Here is a 19517-nt window from a genome sequence, read left to right as displayed (position 1 = left end):
CGCCCAACACGACCACGGAGGTGACTGGTGGGTGACCCCAAGGGATTCCTCAAGGTCCAGGAACGCGAACTGCCGGCACGGCGCCCCGTGCCCGTCCGGCTCATGGACTGGAAAGAGGTCTACGAGCAGCAGGAGTCGGGTGCCCTCAAGCGCCAGGCCGGCCGCTGCATGGACTGCGGCGTGCCGTTCTGCCACCAGGGCTGCCCCCTCGGCAACCTGATCCCGGAGTGGAACGACCTGACCTGGCGCGGTGAGGGCCGTCAGGCGATCGAGCGGCTGCACGCGACGAACAACTTCCCGGAGTTCACGGGCCGGCTGTGCCCCGCTCCGTGCGAGTCCTCGTGTGTGCTCGGCATCAACCAGCCGCCCGTGACGATCAAGCAGGTCGAGGTCTCGATCATCGACGAGGCGTTCCAGAACGGTTGGGTCACCCCGCACCCGCCCGAGCGCCTGACGGGCAAGACCGTCGCCGTCGTGGGTTCCGGCCCCGCCGGGCTGGCCGCCGCGCAGCAGCTCACCCGCGCCGGGCACACCGTCGCCGTCTACGAGCGCGACGACCGCATCGGTGGGCTGCTCCGCTACGGGATCCCGGACTTCAAGATGGAGAAGCGCCAGATCGACGCGCGCCTGTCCCAGATGCAGGCCGAGGGCACCCGCTTCCGTGCAGGCGTCGATATCGGCCGCGACATCACCTGGGACGACCTGAAGTCGCGCTACGACGCGGTCGTCGTCGCCACCGGCGCCACGGTGCCGCGCGACCTGCCGATCCCGGGGCGCGACCTCGAGGGCGTGCACTTCGCGATGGACTACCTGGTCCAGCAGAACAAGGCGAACGCCGGCACCCGGGTCGACAACCAGCTGACCGCCGAGGGCAAGCACGTCGTCGTGATCGGCGGCGGTGACACCGGTGCGGACTGCATCGGCACCGCGCACCGGCAGGGCGCCCTGAGCGTGACGAACCTGGCGATCGGCAAGCAGCCGCCGCTGGAGCGTCCGTCCGAGCAGCCGTGGCCGATGTTCCCGACCGTCTTCGAGGTCACGAGCGCCCACGAAGAGGGCGGCGAGCGGCACTTCCTCGCCTCGACCGTCGAGTTCCTGGCGAACGAGGCCGGCGAGGTCCGGGCGCTCCGGGTCGCCGAGACCGAGTACCTCGACGGTCGTCGCGTGCCGAAGGCCGGCTCCGAGCGTGAGATCCCCGCAGACCTCGTCCTCGTCGCGATGGGCTTCACCGGTCCGGAATCCGACACGATCGAGCCGCAGCTCGGTCTGCCGACGACGGTGTCCGGTGCGCTCGACCGCCGTGCCGACTACACGACGAACGAGGCGGGCGTGTTCGTCGCCGGTGACGCCGGCCGCGGGCAGTCCCTGATCGTCTGGGCGATCGCCGAGGGCCGTGCCGCGGCGGCGAAGGTCGACGAGTACCTCGAGGGCTCGACGATCCTGCCGGCGCCGGTGAAGGCGACCGACCGAGCGATGTCCGTCTGAGATGACCGATCGCCGCATGACCAACCACCACCAGATGCTCACCCCCCGGTGAGCGAGGGGCCACCAGCACTCGATAAGGTGCTGGTGGCCTCGCTTCGTTCCGCGCGGCCCCACAGCGCGGAAACCAGAGCATCATCCACCACCACGAAGGAATCCATTGAGACGCGCAAAGATCGTTTCGACGCTCGGACCGGCAACGTCGGACTACGAGACCGTCAAGGAGATCATCGAAGCGGGCGTCGACGTCGCCCGACTCAACCTCAGCCACGGTGACTACAGCGTCCACGAGGCCAACTACGTGAACGTCCGTCGCGCTGCCGAGGAGCTCGGCAAGCCGGTCGCGATCCTCGTCGACCTGCAGGGTCCGAAGATCCGTCTGGCAAAGTTCGCCGACGGCCCGCACGACCTGGCGGTCGGCGACGTGTTCACGATCACGACCGAGGACGTCCCCGGCTCCAAGGAGATCTGCGGCACGACGTTCAAGGGCCTGCCCCAGGACGTCAAGCCCGGCGACCCGCTGCTCATCGACGACGGTCGGGTCCGCCTGCGCGTGCTCGACACCGACGGCGTCCGTGTCCGCACCGAGGTCGTCGTCGGCGGCACGGTGTCGAACAACAAGGGCATCAACCTGCCCGGCGTCGCAGTGAACGTCCCGGCGCTGAGCGAGAAGGACGAGGCCGACCTCCGCTGGGGCATCCGCCAGGGCGCCGACCTCATCGCGCTCTCGTTCGTCCGCAACGCCTCGGACGTCGTCCGCGCGCACGAGATCATGGACGAAGAGGGCAAGCGCCTCCCCGTCATCGCGAAGATCGAGAAGCCGCAGGCCGTCGACGCGCTCGAGGAGATCATCGACGCCTTCGACAGCATCATGGTCGCCCGCGGTGACCTCGGCGTCGAGCTCCCGCTCGAGGCCGTCCCGATCGTGCAGAAGCGCGCCGTCGAGCTCGCGCGCCGCATGGCGAAGCCGGTCATCGTCGCGACCCAGATGCTCGAGTCGATGATCTCGTCGCCGATCCCGACCCGCGCCGAGACCTCCGACGTCGCGAACGCCGTCCTCGACGGTGCGGACGCGGTCATGCTCTCGGGCGAGACCAGCGTCGGCGAGTACCCAGTGCAGACCGTCCGCACGATGGCCCGCATCGTCGAGTCGACCGAGGACCACGGCCTCGAGCGCATCGCGCCCCTCGGCACGAAGCCGCGCACCCTCGGCGGCGCGATCACCCTCGCCGCGGTCGAGATCGCGGAGTTCACCGAGGCCTCGTACCTCTGCGTGTTCACCGAGTCCGGCGACTCGGCGCGCCGTATGTCGCGTCTGCGCCACGGCCTGCCGATCATCGCCTTCACCCCGAACGAGGCCACGCGTCGCCGCATGGCGCTCACCTGGGGTGTCCGGTCCTTCCTGGTCGAGCGCAAGACCCACACCGACGAGCTCTTCTCGCAGGTGGACGACGTCCTGCTCGAGAACGGCCTGGCCGCCCCCGGCGACCGCGTCATCGTGACGGCCGGTTCGCCTCCCGGGATCGAGGGCTCGACGAACGACCTGCGCGTGCACCGGGTGGGCGACGCCCACGCCGAGGCCGCTCCGGCCTACGTGCGGGACTGATCCGCAGGATCCCGACGCCGACAGGGCGCGGACAGGAGGCACGGCGCACGAACACGCGTCGCTTCCGGTCCGCGCCCTGCCGCGTCTCCACGGCCCTGGTGGTGACCACCGGTGGGCCGCAGGCGGCAAGATGGCTGCTGTGAGCCTCCAGACCGAACAACCGGCGCCGCGCGCCGACGTCCGCCGCTGGCGCCGCTACCTGGCCGACGAACGCGCCGAGGGCGCGGTCTACCGCAACCTGGCCGCGCGGCGGTCCGGCGAGGAACGCGAGATCCTCGCCGCGCTGGCCGAGGCCGAGGGACGGCACGAGCAGCACTGGCTCGACCTGCTCGGTGACGACGTCGGACGTCCGCAGCGGGGCAGTCTGCGCACCCGGGTCCTCGCGACGCTGGCGAAGCGGTTCGGGTCGGTGTTCGTCCTCGCGTTGATGCAGCGCGCCGAGGACCGCTCGCCGTACGCCGACGACGACGACGCGACCGCGAGCATGGCCGCCGACGAGCGCATCCACGGCGAGGTGGTGCGCGGGCTCGCGAACCGCGGTCGGATGCGGTTGTCGGGCACGTTCCGCGCGGCGGTCTTCGGCGCCAACGACGGACTCGTGTCGAACCTGGCTCTCATCATCGGCATCAGCGCGTCGGGCGCCGACCGGCACTTCGTGCTGCTGAGCGGCATCGCGGGCCTGCTGGCCGGCGCCCTGTCGATGGGTGCGGGGGAGTACGTGTCGGTCCGGTCGCAGCGCGAGCTGCTCGAGGCGTCCGCACCGCACCCCGAGGCCGGCCGCGCCGTGGCGGACCTCGACGTCGACGCGAACGAGCTGGCCCTGGTGTACCGCGCCCGCGGGATGGCCGAGGCCGAGGCGACCGAGCACGCGGCGCAGGTGCTGTCCGGCATCGGTGAGCGACACCCGTCGACCGGTCCGGTCACCGTCACCGACGACCACGAGGCGGTGGGCAACGGTCTGAGCGCCGCGGTGTCGAGCTTCCTGTTCTTCGCGTCGGGCGCGATCATCCCGGTGCTGCCGTTCCTGTTCGGCATGCAGGGGTGGGCGGCCATCGCGGTCGCCGGCACGCTCGTCGGTCTCGCCCTGCTCGGCACCGGTGCGATCGTCGGCGTGCTGAGTGGAGCGTCGCCGGGCAAGCGGGCGTTCCGGCAGCTGGCGATCGGGATCGGCGCCGCCGTCGTGACCTACGCGCTCGGGCTGCTGTTCGGCACCGGTTCCGCCTGACGCCTACCGGCGGACGGCGGCTCGCGGCGGGAGCAGCAGCAGGGCTGCGGCACCGACGACGATGAGGGCGATGCCGGCGAAGACCATGAACACGGTGAGCGCGAGGCCGGGTGCGACGAGCACGACGACGCCGCCGAGGATCGACAGCACGCCGCTCACCAGCGTCGGCACCCGGGACGACCCGGGGTGGCCGACGAATCCGCCCACGATCGACACGATGCCCTCGATCACGAAGCCGACCCCGGCGAGCACGGCGTAGACGACCAGGGGGATCGCGGGGTCGAGCAGCGCGACGAGTCCGGCGACCGCGACGAGCGCACCGACGATCCCGGAGGTCCATCGCCACACCGTCGGCGTCCCGTGCCCGCGCGCCGCAGCCACGACCCGCAGGGCGCCGGCGACGACGAGGTACACGCCGAACAGCAGCGCCACGAGGACGAGCGACGGCCGGGGCCACACGATGGCGACGATCCCCAGGGCGATCGCGACGACCGCCGTGACGACGACGAACACCCGGAACGTGCGGACGGCACGAGAATCCACGGACACTCCTCCTGATCGGACCCGCTGGAGTCCCGAACGCTACCCGGCCGACGGCGAGCCTGTGCGGTCCTCGGATCCGAGCGGGCGTGAGCCCGTGCAACCGGATGCAACCCCCGCGGTCGTACGGTGCGAGCAGCACGCGAACCGTGCGTGCCCCGACAGCGTCGTCGAAAGGCCACCACCATGACCATCGCACCATCGCCCACCAGCTACGCCGCACCCGGCGAACCGGGCTCCCTCGTGCAGTACCGATCGCGGTACGACCACTTCATCGGCGGCGAGTACGTCCCGTCGGCGAGCGGCCAGTACTTCGAGAACCCCACCCCTGTCACCGGCAAGGTCTTCACCGAGGTCGCGCGCGGTGACTCCACCGACGTCGACCGTGCGGTGGCGGCTGGCTGGAAGGCGTTCCCGACCTGGGGGCGGACGAGCGCCGCCGAGCGCGCGGTCATCCTCAACAAGATCGCCGACCGCATGGAGGAGCACCTCGAGATGCTCGCCGTCGCCGAGACGTGGGAGAACGGCAAGCCGATCCGCGAGACCCTCGGCGCCGACATCCCGCTCGCGATCGACCACTTCCGCTACTTCGCCGGAGCGATCCGCGCGCAGGAGGGCTCGGCAGGCGAGATCGACCACGACACCGTGGCGTACCACTTCCACGAACCGCTGGGCGTCGTCGGACAGATCATCCCGTGGAACTTCCCGATCCTGATGGCCGTGTGGAAGCTCGCACCGGCCCTGGCCGCGGGCAACTGCGTCGTGCTGAAGCCCGCCGAGCAGACCCCGGCGTCGATCCACGTGCTCGTCGAGCTCATCCGCGACCTCCTGCCCGCCGGCGTGCTCAACGTCGTCAACGGCTTCGGCATCGAGGTCGGCGCACCACTCGCCCAGCACCCGGACATCCGGAAGATCGCGTTCACCGGCGAGACCACCACCGGTCGGCTGATCATGCAGTACGCCTCGCAGAGCCTCATCCCGGTGACGCTCGAGCTCGGCGGCAAGAGCCCGAACGTGTTCTTCCCCGACGTCGCCGCCGAGAAGGACTCCTTCTACGACAAGGCACTCGAGGGCTTCACCTTCTTCAACCTCAACCAGGGCGAGGTCTGCACGTGTCCGTCCCGGGCGCTCGTGGCGAAGGAGATCTACGACGGGTTCGTCGCCGACGGCCTCGACCGGGTGCGCGCCGTCAAGCAGGGCCACCCGCTCGACCTGTCCACGATGATCGGCGCCCAGGCGTCGAACGACCAGCTCGAGAAGATCCTGAGCTACATCGACATCGGCAAGCAGGAGGGCGCGAAGCTGCTGACGGGCGGGGAGCGCGCGGACCTCGGCGGGGAGCTCTCCGGCGGGTACTACGTCACGCCGACGGTGTTCGAGGGCGTCAACTCGATGCGGATCTTCCAGGAGGAGATCTTCGGTCCGGTCCTCGCGTTGACGTCCTTCAGCGGCTACGACGACGCGATCGCCACGGCCAACGACACCCTCTACGGACTCGGTGCCGGGGTGTGGAGTCGCGAGGCCACGACGCTGTACCGCGCCGGCCGCGACATCCAGGCCGGACGCGTGTGGTCGAACACGTACCACCAGTACCCGGCGGGAGCGGCGTTCGGTGGGTACAAGCAGTCCGGCATCGGGCGCGAGAACCACAAGATGATGCTCGACCACTACCAGCAGACGAAGAACCTGCTCGTGTCCTACGCCGACGGTCCGATGGGCTTCTTCTGATGCCCGACACCGCACGCGTGGCGGTCACGCCGGCGGCGGGGGAGCTCCTGCGCACCCTCGCCGCCCGGCACGGCCCGCTGATGTTCCACCAGTCGGGCGGCTGCTGCGACGGCTCGAGCCCGATGTGCTACCCCGTCGGCATGTTCCGGACGGGCTCCGGGGACGTCCTGCTCGGGGCACTCGAGGTCGACGGCATCGACCCCGTCGAGGTGTACATGTCGGTGTCGCAGTTCGAGTACTGGAAATTTACTCATCTCACGATCGACGTCGTCGACGGGCGGGGCGGCGGCTTCTCGGTCGAGAGCCCCGAGGGAAAGCGGTTCCTGACCCGGTCGCGGATGCTCGACGACGCCGAGCTGGCGGATCTCGGCCTGGTCCCGGTCGCGCACCGGACGTAGGCTGGCCGTACTCGTCGCGACGGTGCGGCGGGTGGGGTCGATCGGAGGACGCATGCGCGCACCCGACCGGCTCCGCCCGCTCGTCGCCGCGTCCTGGCGACGGTCTGCAGCGGTCGACCCGGACGGCGTGCCATCGCTCGCGCTCGGTGACGACGAACTCGACGCCGCCCGCCGGGACGGCCCCCTCGCCACCCTGCTGCCCGTGGTCCGGCACCTGCTGCTCGACGACACCCGGTCCGCCGGCTGCGTCCTCGCCGTCGGCGACGCCTCCGGTCGGCTCGTGTGGGTCGACGGCGCGCGGACGGCCCGACGTGCTGCCGAGGACATGGGCTTCGTCCCCGGCGCCGACTGGGCAGAGGACCGCGTCGGCACGAGCGCGCCCGGTACCGCTCTGCGGCTCGACCGGCCGGTGCAGATCCGCTCCGACGAGCACTACGCCAACGCCGTCAAGCCGTGGTCCTGCAGCGCCGTGCCCGTGCACGACGCTCACGGTGCCACCGTCGGCGTGCTCGACCTGACGGGCGATGACCGGGCCGTCGAACGGCACACCCTCTCGCTCCTCGCGGCCACGGTCGCCGCCGCCGAGGCGCAGCTCGCCCTGGCCGCGAGCCGGTTCCCGGCGTCCGCCGCGTCGACGCCGCGCGCGCCCGGCGCAGAGCTGTCGGTCCTCGGCACCGACACCGCCGTCCTGCGCGTCCACGACCGCCGGGTCCGCCTGTCCGCGCGGCACTCCGAGCTCCTGGTCGTCCTCGCCGCCCACCCCGACGGGTTGGCGGCCGCCGACCTCGCGCACGCCGTGTACGGTGACGCCGGCGCCGTCGTGACGCTGCGCGCCGAGGTGGTGCGGCTCCGACGGGTCCTCGCGGAGCACGCGTCGGGCGTGACCGTGACGTCGCGACCGTACCGGGTGACCGGGATGGCGACCGACGTCGACACCGTGCTGTCCGCGCTCGACCGCGGGGCGCGCCTCCAGGCCGTCGACCGGTACACCGGACCGGTCCTGCCGGGGTCGGCTGCGCCGGGGGTGGACGCCGTGCGCGACCTGGTGCGTGGTCGGTTCCGTGAGTCGGTCGTCGCGGACGGCAGCGTCGAGGCGCTGCTCGCGTGGGCGCGGACGCCGGACGGGGCGGCGGACGCGCGCGTGCTCCGCGCGCTGCTCGCGGTCCTGCCGCGGCGGTCGCCGCGACGAGCCGGTCTCGTGGCAGCTATCGAGGCGCTCGAGGGTCCCTGAACCGGTCGGGACGACCCGGCCTGGAGGCGCGCCCCGCGCGGTCGAGACCGCCGACGGCGCGCGCCTCCCGGCCTGGTGATCAGGAACCGGTGGTCGGCGCCGGGGTCGTGGTCGCGTCGGGAGCCGGCGGGGTGGGTGCCGTGGGCTTCGCACCGTCCTTCGGCGGAGTGGGTGCGGTGGGCTTCGTGCCGTCCTTCGGCGGGGTGGGTGCCTTCCCCTCGTCGCCCTTCGGCGGCGCGGGCATCGTCGCGGGGGCGCCGGCCTTCGGCAGCGCCGTGCAACCGGGCGCCGTCGCGGGGCCGCCCTCGGGCGGAGCGGGCAGCGTCGCGGCGTCGCCGTCGGCCGGAGCCGGAGCCGGTGTGGTCGCGCTGGTCGGAGCACCGCTCGGTGCGCCCGTCGGGGTGCTCGGCGCCGGGGTGGTCGTCGCGGCGTTCGCCGTGGCGATGCCGAACCCGCCGAGCACCAGGACCGCGGCCGCGGCCGTGCCGATGCCGATCCGTCGCAGGAGGGCACCGCGTCGCGGGGTGGCAGTGGTGGTCGAGTCGTCTCGTTCGTCGCGCATGGGGGATCCGTTCCGTGTCCGGGCGGATCCGGGTGATCCGCCACTGGAGACGACGCTCGAGTCCGAATCTGAAGCATGCCTGAAGCACAGGGGTTCTCCAGCGTCCTCCATGCTCGGTGGCCGCCGGAGCGCCCTACGGTGTCCGCCGTGCCTGTTCCCGCTCGAATCCTGGTCGTCGACGACGACGACTCCATCCGGACCTCCGTCGCGACGACCCTGCGTGCCGAGGGCTTCCTCGTCGCCGAGGCGTCCGACGGACGCGACCTCGTCGAGGACCTCCGCCGCGCCGCGCCCGACCTCGTCCTGCTGGACTGGATGCTGCCCGGGCCGAGCGGCATCGTGCTCGCCGGCCGGGTGCGCTCCACCTCGGATGCCGCCGTCGTGATGATGACCGCGCGGGACGAGCTCGACGAGCGGTTGCGCGGGTTCGCCGAGGGCGCCGACGACTACGTGGTGAAGCCGTTCGCGATGGCCGAGCTGGTGGCGCGGGTGACGGCGGTGCTCCGGCGGCGCGGGCGGATCCCGTCGGTCGTCGAGGTCGGCGACCTCGTCCTCGACCCGGACGCCGCCACCGCTCGGCGTGCCGGTGTCCTGCTCGACCTCACCGCGACCGAGTTCCGCCTGCTGCGGTTCCTCGCCGAGAGCCGGGGCCGCACGGTGTCGAAGGGGCAGATCACGACGCAGGTGTGGGGCTACGACGACGTCGCGGCGAACGTCGTCGAGGTCCACCTCAGCGCCCTCCGACGGAAGATGGAGGCGCACGGGCCGCGGCTCGTGCACACCGTCCGCGGCATCGGGTACCGGCTGAGCGACGAGCGGACGGCGGCGTGAGGGTCCACGACGGTGCGCTCCGCACGACCTCGTTGCGGCTGCGCACGGTCGTCGCGATCGTGGTCCTGCTCGCGGTGCTGCTCGCCGGGCTGGCGGTCGCCGTCGAGGTGCTGCTCGGCATCCGGCTGCGCGCCCAGGCCGAGGACCGGCTCCGCGACCGCGCATCTGCCGCCGCGGCGCTCGTCGGGACCGTCGACGCCGAGGACCTCGCCGACCGGCTCTCCGCGCAGGGCCTGTCGGTGCGCATCGTCCAGCCGGACGGCGGGGCCGTCGAGGCCGGTCCGACACCGGACCAGCTCCGGACGGGGCCACCGGACCCGGGAGGGCTGCCGGCGACGGTGCCGCGGGGCAGCGGGCTCGTCGGCGGGACCACACCCACGGCCGCGGCGACGCCCACGACCACCGAGGACGGCGCCACGGTCACGTCGTCGTCCGTGCGCGAGGACGACGGGGTGCTCACCCTCGTGAGCCGACTCGACGACGGCACGCGCATCACCCTGACCGCCGGGACCCGCGACGTGCAGGACACCCTGGTGCAGCTCGGCTGGGTGATGGGCGGTGCCTCCGCGGCGTTCCTCGGGGTCGCCGTCCTCGGGGTGGTGCTCGTCGTCCGGCGGTCCCTGCGGCCGCTCGACGAGATGGCGACGACCGCGCGGTCGATCGCGGGCGGCGACCGCGGACGGCGACTCCGGCCCTCGCGGCAGGACACCGAGATCGGCCGCGTCGCCGTCGCCCTGGACGAGATGCTCGATGCCGTCGAGGGCGCGGAGCGCGAGGCCGTCGCCGCGGAGGCACGGGTCCGCTCGTTCCTCTCCGACGCCGCGCACGAGCTGCGGACGCCGGTGGCCGGGGTCCGGGCAGCGGCCGACACCCTCGTGCGCGACGGTGGCGGCGACGTCGCCACGCGCGAGGTGCTCGCCGTGCACGTCGTCCGCCAGGCCGACCGAGCCGCACGGCTCATCGAGGACATGCTCACGATGGCCCGGCTCGACCGGGGGATCGAGCTCGACCGACGACCGGTGGACCTCGGTGCCTTCCTCGTCGCGGAGGGCGACCGGCTGCGGGTGCGGCTGCCGTCCGTCGCACTCGAGGTCGTGGTGCCCGAGCGGCCCGTCTCCGCCGACGTCGACGCCGAGCGGCTCGCCCAGGTCGTCGGCAACCTCGTCGACAACGCCGCCCGAGCAGCGGGGCCCGCTGGCAGGATCGTCGTCTCCCTCGACGATCCGGGGGCCGGCCCCGTGGTCTGGGTGGCGGACGACGGTCCGGGCATCCCGACCCAGGACCGCGCGCGGGTGTTCGACCGACTCGTCCGGCTCGAGGCCGCTCGCGACGCCCGGTCCGGCGGGGCCGGACTGGGTCTGCCGATCGCACGGGGCATCGCCGAGGCGCACGGCGGGTCCCTGCAGCACGCCGAGGTCGGCGTGGACGGCGAAGCCGGCGTGCTCGGCGGTGCGGTGTTCGAGCTGCGGCTGCCAGCGGCGGTCGAGGGGCGGGGGTCCTGCTAGCCTGGAGGTCTCGCGAGTGTGGTGGAATCGGCAGACACGGGGCACTCAAAATGCTCTGCCTCACGGCGTGCGGGTTCAAGTCCCGCCACTCGTACAACGCAGGCTCACGGCGTGCGGGGCTGTTCGGTACCGCGTCCCGCCACTCGTACAACGCTTTCTGGCATCCTGAGCCGTGTGCTGACATGAAGCACTTCTGACGTCTAGTAGGCTTGCGGCTGTGAGTGACACAGAAGCAACTGCAACAGCACCGCGCCGCGTCGTCGTCGCCGAGGACGAGTCGCTCATCCGCCTCGACATCGTCGAGATCCTCCGCGACAACGGGTTCGACGTGGTCGGCGAGGCCGGCGACGGCGAGACCGCCGTGCAGCTCGCCACCGACCTCCGCCCCGACCTCGTCGTGATGGACGTCAAGATGCCCCAGCTCGACGGCATCTCCGCAGCCGAGAAGCTGTCCAAGAACCACATCGCTCCGGTGGTCCTCCTCACGGCGTTCAGCCAGAAGGACCTCGTCGAGCGTGCGACCGAGGCCGGCGCGCTGGCCTACGTGGTCAAGCCGTTCACCCCGAACGACCTGCTCCCCGCGATCGAGATCGCCCTCTCGCGGTACCAGCAGATCATCACGCTCGAGGCCGAGGTCGCCGACCTGGTCGAGCGCTTCGAGACCCGCAAGCTCGTCGACCGTGCCAAGGGGCTGCTCAACGAGAAGATGGGCCTCACCGAGCCCGAGGCGTTCCGCTGGATCCAGAAGGCCTCGATGGACCGCCGTCTGACCATGCACGACGTCGCCAAGGCGATCATCGAGCAGCTCAGCGCCAAGAAGTAGCACCACCCGTCGCTCACACCAGCGCCGTCGGACCCCCGGTCCGGCGGCGCTGCTGCGTTCCCGGGCGCGCGGGGCGGTGGAGGCGACCACCTGGCAGGCTGGAGGGGTGGACGACGTGGTGATCCGGGCCTCCCGGCCTGACGACATGCCAGCGGTGGCCGACCTGCGGTGGCGGTGGAGTGTCGGCGAGGGCGGTGCCGAGCCGGCCGCGACGCCGGACGACTACCGCGCGGCGATGACGGCCTTCGCACTCGAACACCCGGACACGCACCGGTGCATGGTCGCGGAGCGCGACGGTGCGGTGCTCGGGATGGCGTGGCTCGGACTCGTCGCCCGGCCGCCGACCCCGGACCGGCCGGGCCGACGCCTGACCGCCGACGTGCAGACCGTCTACGTGCACCCCGACCTGCGCGGGCTCGGCGTCGCCGGACGACTCGTCACCGCGCTGCTCGACATCGCGGACGACCTCGGTGTCGAGCGGACCTCGGTGCACTCGAGCGTGGACGGGGAGCGGCTCTACCGGCGGCTCGGCTTCGGCGACGCACGGCTGCTGCTGCAGCGTCCGCCCGAGGACTGAGCGCTCGGTACCTCAGCCGCGCGCGGGCAGCTGCTGGAGTGTCCAGGCGTTGCCGTCGGGGTCGGTGAAGAAGACGAAGCGACCCCAGGCCAGTTCGTCGACACCGATCGCGTGCACGCCGAGCCCCTGCAGGTGGGCGAGGGCCTCGTCGGCGTCGGGCACCACCACCTGGACGGACTTCAGCGACCCGGGCTGGACGTCGGGGGACATGATGCCCTCGCCGAACGCGATCGAGCACGCCGATCCGGGTGGGGTGGCCTGCACGAACCGCACGTCGTCGGACACGCGCTGGTCGTGGTCGATCGTGAAGCCGATGCGTTCGTAGAACTCGCGGGCCCGGTCGACGTCGCTGACGGGGACCATGACGAGTTCGATCTTCCAGTCCATGACGGACTCCCTGCGTCGGTGCGAGGGGTTCAGCGTGCCTCGCGGATGAGGTTGGTGATGCGGACGGTGGAGCAACGGCGCCCCTGGTCGTCGGTGAGCACGATCTCGTGCGTGGTGAGCGTGTTGCCGAGGTGGATCGCGGTGCAGACACCGGTGACGGTGCCGGACGTGGCGCTGCGGGTGTGCGAGGCGTTCAGCTCGATGCCGACGGCGTAGCGGCCCTCGCCGGCGTGCACGTTGGCGGCCATCGACCCGAGGCTCTCGGCGAGGACGACGTAGGCGCCCCCGTGCAGCAGGCCGACCGGTTGACGGTTGCCCTCGACCGGGATGCTGCCGACGGCGCGGTCGGCCGACATCTCGGTGATGACCATGCCCATCTTGTCGGCGAGCTCGCCCATCCCGCGGGCCGCGAGCCGCTCGTCGACGTTCCCGGTGATGATGGCTTCGTCGGTCACGCGCTCGAACTCCCGTGTCGGATGGCGTCGGTAGGCTGTCCGGGTGTCGGACTCCGCAAAGCCTACCCTCATGGTCATCGACGGCCACTCGCTCGCCTTCCGGGCCTTCTACGCGCTGCCGGTCGACAGTTTCGTGAACCGCGACGGGCAGCACACGAACGCCATCCACGGCTTCATCTCGATGCTGCTCATGCTCCTGCAGCGCGAGAAGCCGACGCACCTGGCGGTGGCGTTCGACATCTCCCGGTTCTCGTTCCGCACCCGTGAGTACGAGGCGTACAAGGGCACCCGCTCCGAGACCCCGGCCGAGTTCAAGGGGCAGATCCCGCTGCTGCAGCAGGCGCTCGAGGCGATGGGCATCACCACCGTGACGAAGGAGGACTACGAGGCCGACGACATCCTCGCGACCCTGTCGTCCCAGGGTGCTGCGCAGGGGTACCAGGTGTACGTCGTCTCCGGTGACCGCGACGCCATCCAGCTCGTCAACGACGACGTGACGCTGCTGTACCCGTCGGTCCGTGGCGTGTCCGAGCTCACCCGGTACGACCGCGACAAGGTGTACGAGCGCTACGGCATCGAGCCGCACCAGTACCCGGACATCGCCGCGCTCGTCGGCGAGACCAGCGACAACCTGATCGGCATCGACAAGGTCGGCGAGAAGACCGCGGTCAAGTGGGTCACGCAGTACGGCTCGCTCGAGGGGGTCCTCGAACACGCCGACGAGATCAAGGGCGTCGTCGGCAACAACCTGCGCGAGCAGCAGGACCGTGCCGTCCGCAACCGCCGACTGAACCGCCTGGTCACCGACGTCGAACTGCCCGTCGGTCCGGCCGACGTCGCGCTCCGGCCCCTCGACGAGACCGCCGTGCGCGAGCTGTTCGCCAAGCTGCAGTTCCGGACGCTGCTCGACCGTGTCTTCAAGGTCGCCGGCTCCGGTGAGCCGTCCGAGCAGCCGGCCGAGGGCGGGGTGACGGACAGTGCCGCGACCCCGCCGTCGGTGAAGACCCTGATCGACGAGGAACTCGGGTACTGGCTCGAGCGACGCAACGCTTCCGAGGCGGCGAACGGCTACGGCGTCGCGGTCGAGGTCATCGACGGCCGACTCAGCACCATCGGCATCGCCACCCACGACGACGCCGTCCAGGTGCCCGGTGGCAGCGGTGCGAAGGACTACGAGCAGCTGTCGGCGTGGTTCGCCTCCGACGCCCCGAAGCACTTCCACGACGCCAAGACCGCGATCAAGGTGCTCGCGACCGCGGGCTTCGTCGTGAACGGCATCGCCGGCGACGCCCGCATCACGGGGTGGCTCGCCCAGCCCGGCAAGCAGGGGCAGCCGCTGGCCGACCTCGTCTACCAGGAGCTCGGCGAGGAGCTCCCCACCGCCGACCCGAACCAGCTCGTGCCGGAGAACGACCCGGTCAACGTCGGCGTCCACGCGTGGTTCGTCCTGCGGGTCACCACGGCGCTCCGTGCCCGGATCGACGAGTCGTCGCTCAAGGTCCTCGACGACATCGAGCTCCCGCTGGTGTCGGTGCTCGCGAGCATGGAGACGATCGGTGTCGGCATCGACCGCCCGGTGCTCACGGGGTTGTCGAAGGAACTGGGGGAGCGTGCCGCCGACCTGGCGCAGCAGGCGTTCGCCGAGATCGGGCACGAGGTGAACCTCGGGTCCCCGAAGCAGCTGCAGGAAGTGCTGTTCACCGAGCTCGCGATGCCGAAGACCCGCAAGACGAAGACCGGGTTCTCGACCGATGCTGCCAGCCTTGCCGACCTGCAGGAGCAGCACCCGCACCCGTTCCTCGGCCTGCTGCTGCAGCACCGCGACGCCACGAAGCTCCGCCAGATCGTCGACACGCTCGACGCGGCGATCGTCGACGGGCGCATCCACACCCGGTACGAGCAGACCGGCAGCAGCACGGGCCGCATCTCGTCCACCGACCCGAACCTGCAGAACATCCCGGTGAAGACCGCGGTCGGACGCCGGGTCCGGTCGGCGTTCGCCGTCGCGGAGCCGTACACGACGCTCATCACGGCCGACTACTCGCAGATCGAGATGCGCATCATGGCGCACCTGTCCGGCGACCCCGGGCTCATCCAGGCCTTCAACGAGGGCGAGGACCTGCACCGCTTCGTCGGCGCGCGGGTGTTCGGTGTCGAGCCGGCCGAGGTCTCCGCCGAGATGCGCACCAAGGTCAAGGCGATGTCGTACGGCCTGGCCTACGGGCTGAGCGCGTTCGGGCTGTCGAAGCAGCTCCGCATCGAGCAGTCCGAGGCCCGGACGCTCATGACCGAGTACTTCGCTCGGTTCGGCGCCGTGCGCGACTACCTGCGCAACGTCGTCGAGCAGGCGCGCGAGGACGGCTACACCGAGACGATCTTCGGTCGTCGCCGGCCGTTCCCGGACCTGAAGAGCCCGAACCGCGTCCTGCGCGAGAACGCCGAGCGCGCTGCGCTGAACGCGCCGATCCAGGGCTCGGCGGCCGACATCATGAAGATCGCGATGCTCGGCGTCGACCAGGACCTGCGCGACGGCGGACTCGATTCGCACCTGCTGCTCCAGGTGCACGACGAGCTCATCCTCGAGGTCGCGCCCGGCGAACAGGACCGCGTCGAGGAGATCCTGCGCACCCGGATGGGCAACGCCGCCGAACTCACCGTGCCGCTCGACGTCTCGGTCGGTCTCGGTGCGAACTGGGAGAGCGCAGCGCACTGACCGCGGGTCGCGACGCGACCACAGGACGGACGGGAGGCCCGGTGCCAGCTGGCACCGGGCCTCCCGTCCGATGCGCGCCCGGCCGACGGCGCCTGCCGACGTGGGTAGGGTCGGAGCATGAGCGAAGAGCGTCCCGTCCGCCAGCAGACCGCCGTCGACCACGTGGCCGAGGGATGGGTCGCCACCCTCGTCGACCTCGACCCGACGACGGCCACGTACATCGGTGTGCCGGGTCGCACGGGGGAGTACGGCGACACCTCGCCCGCCGGTGCGGCCGCCCTGGCCGACGCGGCACGGGCGGCGAAGCGCGAGCTCGACGCCGCGGCCGCGGTGGACCCCGTCGACGAGGTCACGAAGGCGGACCTCGGCGCCGAACTCGACCTGGTGCAGGAGTCGTACGCGCGGAAGCTGCACCTCCGCGACCTCAACGTGATCGCGAGCCCGGCCCAGTCCGTCCGCGAGATCATCGACCTGATGCCGACGGCGACCGAGTCGGACTGGCACGACGTCGCCAGCCGGCTGCACGCGTTGCCGGACGCGCTCGAGGGCATCCGCGAGACCCTGCTCGAGGGCACGCGCGAGGACGTCACCCCGGCGAAGCGGCAGGTCGCCCTGGTCGCGGAGCAGGCCGCCCGCAACGGTGCCGAGGACGGCTTCTTCCGCCGGCTCGCCGAGGGTGCGGCGTTCGACGACGGCTCTCCCGTGCCGGACTCGCTCCGTGCCGAGCTGACCCGCGGGGCCGAGGTCGCGTCGGCCGCGTACCGGAGCCTCGGGCAGTTCCTCGAGCACGAGCTGCTGCCGCTCGCCACCCCGGTCGACGCCGTCGGGCGTGAGGCCTACGAGCTGCACTCCCGCCGGTTCCTCGGTGCCGTCGTCGACCTCGACGAGACGTACGAGTGGGGCCTCGAGGAACTCGCCCGCATGCGTGACGAGCAGGAGCGGATCGCGGACCGGATCGAGCCGGGTGCGAGCGTGGCCCGGGCGATCGAGGTGCTCGACACCGACCCGTCGCGGATCCTGCACGGCACGGACGCCCTGCAGCGCTGGATGCAGGAGACGAGCGACGCCTCCGTCGCGGCGATGGCCGGCACGTACTTCGACATCCCGGACCCGATCCGCCGGCTGGAGTGCCGCATCGCCCCGACGCAGGAGGGCGGCATCTACTACAGCGGGCCGTCCGACGACTTCTCGCGCGCGGGCCGGATGTGGTGGTCGGTGCCCGAGGGCGTCACCGAGTTCGGCACCTGGCGCGAGAAGACGACGGTCTACCACGAGGGCGTCCCCGGTCACCACCTGCAGATCAGCCAGGGCGTCTACAACCGCGGTGAGCTGAACACGTGGCGCCGCCAGCTGTCCGGCTCGTCCGGACACGTCGAGGGCTGGGCGCTCTACGCCGAGCGCCTGATGGAGCAGCTCGGGTTCCTCGACGACGACGGCGACCGGCTGGGCATGCTCGACGGCCAGCGCATGCGTGCCGCGCGCGTGGTGCTCGACATCGGCGTGCACCTGCAGAAGACCAACCCGGACGGCGGCGGCTGGACGTGGGAGTACGCCCTGGACTTCATGCGCGAGAACGTCAACATGGACGACGCGTTCGTGCAGTTCGAGGTCGCACGGTACTTCGGGTGGCCCGGACAGGCGCCGTCGTACAAGGTGGGCCAGCGCGTGTGGGAGTCGATCCGCGACGAGGTCGCCGCCCGCGAAGGCGCCGACTTCGACCTGAAGTCGTTCCACCGTCGTGCGCTCGCCCTCGGCAGCATCGGTCTCGACACCCTGCGGAGTGCGCTGCTCGGCTGACGCGCGGGAGACACGCCCGGTTGTGGGGGCTCCGCCGGTGCGGTTAGACTTGTGCGGCGCAATCCGCGCCACTCAATCAATCGCCACGGCGGTGCACCACGGGGGTCTCGACTCCTCACCCGCCACGGCCCGACTCATGTCCGTTCGGAGCAATCTCTACATGACAACCACTACGACCAAGGCTCCTAAGCAGGTCGCCATCAACGACATCGGTTCGGCTGATGACTTCCTGGCCGAGGTCGAGAAGACCCTGAAGTTCTTCAACGACGGTGATCTCATCTCCGGCACCGTCGTGAAGATCGACCGCGACGAGGTCCTCCTCGACGTCGGTTACAAGACCGAGGGCGTCATCCCCTCGCGCGAGCTCTCGATCAAGCACGACGTCGACCCCAACGAGGTCGTCAAGGTCGGCGACGAGGTCGAGGCCCTGGTCCTCCAGAAGGAGGACAAGGAAGGCCGCCTCATCCTGTCCAAGAAGCGTGCGCAGTACGAGCGCGCATGGGGCGACGTCGAGAAGATCAAGGAGTCCGACGGCGTCGTGACCGGCACGGTCATCGAGGTCGTCAAGGGTGGCCTGATCGTCGACATCGGTCTCCGCGGCTTCCTCCCCGCCTCGCTCATCGAGCTCCGTCGCGTCCGCGACCTCACGCCGTACCTCGGCCAGGAGATCGAGGCGAAGATCCTCGAGCTCGACAAGAACCGCAACAACGTGGTCCTGTCGCGCCGTGCGCTCCTCGAGCAGACGCAGTCCGAGTCCCGGACCACGTTCCTCAACAACCTGCACAAGGGCCAGGTCCGCAAGGGCATCGTGTCCTCGATCGTCAACTTCGGTGCGTTCGTGGACCTCGGCGGCGTCGACGGTCTCGTCCACGTCTCCGAGCTCAGCTGGAAGCACATCGAGCACGCCAGCGAGGTCGTCGAGGTCGGTCAGGAAGTCACCGTCGAGATCCTCGAGGTCGACCTGGACCGTGAGCGCGTGTCGCTCTCGCTCAAGGCGACGCAGGAGGACCCGTGGCAGGTCTTCGCCCGCACCCACGCGATCGGTCAGATCGCACCGGGCAAGGTCACGAAGCTCGTCCCCTTCGGTGCCTTCGTCCGCGTTGCCGACGGCATCGAGGGACTGGTGCACATCTCCGAGCTCTCGAACAAGCACGTCGAGCTCGCCGAGCAGGTCGTCTCGGTCAACGACGAGGTCTTCGTCAAGATCATCGACATCGACCTCGACCGTCGCCGCATCTCGCTCAGCCTCAAGCAGGCGAACGAGGGCGTGGACCCCGAGGGCACCGAGTTCGACCCGGCGCTCTACGGCATGCCGACCGAGTACGACGACAAGGGTGACTACAAGTACCCGGACGGCTTCGACCCGGAGACGAACGAGTGGCTCGAGGGCTACGACACCCAGCGCACCGAGTGGGAGGGCCAGTACGCGGCCGCCCAGGGTCGTTGGGAAGCCCACAAGGCGCAGGTCGCGAAGACCATCGCCGACGAGGAAAAGGGTGGCTTCGACCTCCCGGCCGGCGCTTCGACGTCGTCCGCTTCCTCTTCGTCGTCGTTCTCGAGCGAGACCGGTGGTGCAAGCCCCCTCGCCGACGACGCTTCGCTGGCGGCGCTCCGCGAGAAGCTCAGCTCGACCAACTGATCGAGCGAGTCGCACTGA

Annotated in this window: 17 protein-coding genes and 1 tRNA gene; 14 read left to right on the top strand and 4 right to left on the bottom strand. The window is 71.1% G+C overall.

Annotated features, from left to right (window positions below; genetic code table 11):
• The first annotated feature begins 27 nt into the window (after positions 1–27).
• The 3 genes from EDF40_RS12035 to EDF40_RS12025 all read left to right on the top strand — a co-directional run bounded on the left by EDF40_RS12035 (position 28) and on the right by EDF40_RS12025 (position 4313).
• The gene (locus EDF40_RS12035) at positions 28–1485 is read left to right on the top strand and encodes a glutamate synthase subunit beta (protein ID WP_123339697.1); all 1458 of its coding nucleotides are present in this window, start codon (positions 28–30) and stop codon (positions 1483–1485) included.
• Between the two features lie 157 nt (positions 1486–1642).
• Complete coding sequence (pyk, locus tag EDF40_RS12030) at positions 1643–3088, top strand: pyruvate kinase (RefSeq protein WP_123294333.1); 1446 nt, start codon at positions 1643–1645, stop codon at positions 3086–3088.
• 130 nt (positions 3089–3218) lie between these two features.
• Positions 3219–4313, top strand: coding sequence for a VIT1/CCC1 transporter family protein (locus EDF40_RS12025; protein ID WP_123339696.1), 1095 nt, complete (start codon positions 3219–3221; stop codon positions 4311–4313).
• A 3-nt stretch (positions 4314–4316) separates the two neighbouring features.
• Here the strand turns inward: EDF40_RS12025 and EDF40_RS12020 are convergent, their stop codons facing one another.
• On the bottom strand, positions 4317–4856 hold the full coding sequence (locus EDF40_RS12020; protein WP_165901426.1) for an HdeD family acid-resistance protein: 540 nt from the start codon (positions 4854–4856) through the stop codon (positions 4317–4319).
• Between the two features lie 183 nt (positions 4857–5039).
• Between EDF40_RS12020 and EDF40_RS12015 the strand changes: the two genes are divergently transcribed.
• Genes EDF40_RS12015 through EDF40_RS12005 form a run of 3 tightly spaced genes read left to right on the top strand, consistent with a single transcriptional unit; the run spans position 5040 to position 8210 of the window.
• On the top strand, positions 5040–6581 hold the full coding sequence (locus EDF40_RS12015) for an aldehyde dehydrogenase family protein (RefSeq protein ID WP_123294335.1): 1542 nt from the start codon (positions 5040–5042) through the stop codon (positions 6579–6581).
• Positions 6581–6979, top strand: coding sequence for a DUF779 domain-containing protein (locus EDF40_RS12010; protein ID WP_123339694.1), 399 nt, complete (start codon positions 6581–6583; stop codon positions 6977–6979). Before EDF40_RS12015 ends, EDF40_RS12010 begins: the two co-directional genes overlap by 1 nt.
• A 52-nt stretch (positions 6980–7031) precedes the next feature.
• Positions 7032–8210: a GAF domain-containing protein gene (locus tag EDF40_RS12005; protein WP_123339693.1), complete on the top strand. Its 1179-nt coding sequence runs from the start codon at positions 7032–7034 to the stop codon at positions 8208–8210.
• 79 nt (positions 8211–8289) lie between these two features.
• Here EDF40_RS12005 and EDF40_RS12000 read toward each other — a convergent pair whose 3' ends face one another.
• On the bottom strand, positions 8290–8772 hold the full coding sequence (locus tag EDF40_RS12000) for a hypothetical protein (protein ID WP_123339692.1): 483 nt from the start codon (positions 8770–8772) through the stop codon (positions 8290–8292).
• A gap of 147 nt (positions 8773–8919) precedes the next feature.
• Here EDF40_RS12000 and EDF40_RS11995 point away from each other — a divergent pair, with 147 nt between their 5' ends.
• The 5 genes from EDF40_RS11995 to EDF40_RS11975 all read left to right on the top strand — a co-directional run bounded on the left by EDF40_RS11995 (position 8920) and on the right by EDF40_RS11975 (position 12508).
• Positions 8920–9603, top strand: coding sequence for a response regulator (locus EDF40_RS11995; protein WP_243650050.1), 684 nt, complete (start codon positions 8920–8922; stop codon positions 9601–9603).
• Complete coding sequence (locus EDF40_RS11990; protein WP_123339691.1) at positions 9600–11108, top strand: HAMP domain-containing sensor histidine kinase; 1509 nt, start codon at positions 9600–9602, stop codon at positions 11106–11108. Before EDF40_RS11995 ends, EDF40_RS11990 begins: the two co-directional genes overlap by 4 nt.
• Positions 11109–11120: 12 nt before the next feature.
• Positions 11121–11202, top strand: a tRNA-Leu gene (locus EDF40_RS11985).
• Positions 11203–11325: 123 nt separating this feature from the next.
• On the top strand, positions 11326–11931 hold the full coding sequence (locus EDF40_RS11980) for an ANTAR domain-containing response regulator (RefSeq protein ID WP_071291723.1): 606 nt from the start codon (positions 11326–11328) through the stop codon (positions 11929–11931).
• Positions 11932–12037: 106 nt separating this feature from the next.
• A complete protein-coding gene (locus tag EDF40_RS11975; protein ID WP_123339690.1) occupies positions 12038–12508 on the top strand; it encodes a GNAT family N-acetyltransferase in 471 nt (156 codons plus the stop codon).
• A 12-nt stretch (positions 12509–12520) separates the two neighbouring features.
• Here EDF40_RS11975 and EDF40_RS11970 read toward each other — a convergent pair whose 3' ends face one another.
• The gene (locus EDF40_RS11970; RefSeq protein WP_123339689.1) at positions 12521–12895 is read right to left on the bottom strand and encodes a VOC family protein; all 375 of its coding nucleotides are present in this window, start codon (positions 12893–12895) and stop codon (positions 12521–12523) included.
• A gap of 29 nt (positions 12896–12924) precedes the next feature.
• The gene (locus EDF40_RS11965) at positions 12925–13293 is read right to left on the bottom strand and encodes a PaaI family thioesterase (protein ID WP_111084165.1); all 369 of its coding nucleotides are present in this window, start codon (positions 13291–13293) and stop codon (positions 12925–12927) included.
• A gap of 127 nt (positions 13294–13420) precedes the next feature.
• On the opposite strand from EDF40_RS11965, the gene polA reads away from it, so the two are divergent.
• The 3 genes from polA to rpsA all read left to right on the top strand — a co-directional run bounded on the left by polA (position 13421) and on the right by rpsA (position 19499).
• Positions 13421–16063 carry a DNA polymerase I gene (polA, locus tag EDF40_RS11960; protein WP_260212686.1) on the top strand — a complete coding sequence of 881 codons (2643 nt, stop codon included), beginning with the start codon at positions 13421–13423 and terminating at the stop codon, positions 16061–16063.
• A gap of 117 nt (positions 16064–16180) precedes the next feature.
• On the top strand, positions 16181–17860 hold the full coding sequence (locus tag EDF40_RS11955; protein ID WP_123339687.1) for a DUF885 domain-containing protein: 1680 nt from the start codon (positions 16181–16183) through the stop codon (positions 17858–17860).
• 160 nt (positions 17861–18020) lie between these two features.
• Positions 18021–19499 carry a 30S ribosomal protein S1 gene (gene rpsA, locus EDF40_RS11950; protein ID WP_111083948.1) on the top strand — a complete coding sequence of 493 codons (1479 nt, stop codon included), beginning with the start codon at positions 18021–18023 and terminating at the stop codon, positions 19497–19499.
• Positions 19500–19517 lie beyond the last annotated feature (18 nt).

Source organism: Curtobacterium sp. PhB170 (assembly GCF_003752345.1).
Taxonomy (GTDB): domain Bacteria; phylum Actinomycetota; class Actinomycetes; order Actinomycetales; family Microbacteriaceae; genus Curtobacterium.
This window is presented reverse-complemented; position numbering and strand designations above follow the sequence as displayed.

Coding starts and splice junctions, on each gene's coding strand:
- EDF40_RS12005 (WP_123339693.1), top strand. CDS start 7,032: ATGCGCGCACCCGACCGGCTCCGCCCGCTCGTCGCCGCGTCCTGGCGA.
- EDF40_RS12015 (WP_123294335.1), top strand. CDS start 5,040: ATGACCATCGCACCATCGCCCACCAGCTACGCCGCACCCGGCGAACCG.
- EDF40_RS12025 (WP_123339696.1), top strand. CDS start 3,219: ATGGCTGCTGTGAGCCTCCAGACCGAACAACCGGCGCCGCGCGCCGAC.
- EDF40_RS11955 (WP_123339687.1), top strand. CDS start 16,181: ATGAGCGAAGAGCGTCCCGTCCGCCAGCAGACCGCCGTCGACCACGTG.
- EDF40_RS11965 (WP_111084165.1), bottom strand. CDS start 13,293: ATGGGCGAGCTCGCCGACAAGATGGGCATGGTCATCACCGAGATGTCG.
- polA (WP_260212686.1), top strand. CDS start 13,421: ATGGTCATCGACGGCCACTCGCTCGCCTTCCGGGCCTTCTACGCGCTG.
- EDF40_RS11970 (WP_123339689.1), bottom strand. CDS start 12,895: ATGGACTGGAAGATCGAACTCGTCATGGTCCCCGTCAGCGACGTCGAC.
- EDF40_RS12010 (WP_123339694.1), top strand. CDS start 6,581: ATGCCCGACACCGCACGCGTGGCGGTCACGCCGGCGGCGGGGGAGCTC.
- EDF40_RS12000 (WP_123339692.1), bottom strand. CDS start 8,772: ATGCGCGACGAACGAGACGACTCGACCACCACTGCCACCCCGCGACGC.
- rpsA (WP_111083948.1), top strand. CDS start 18,021: ATGACAACCACTACGACCAAGGCTCCTAAGCAGGTCGCCATCAACGAC.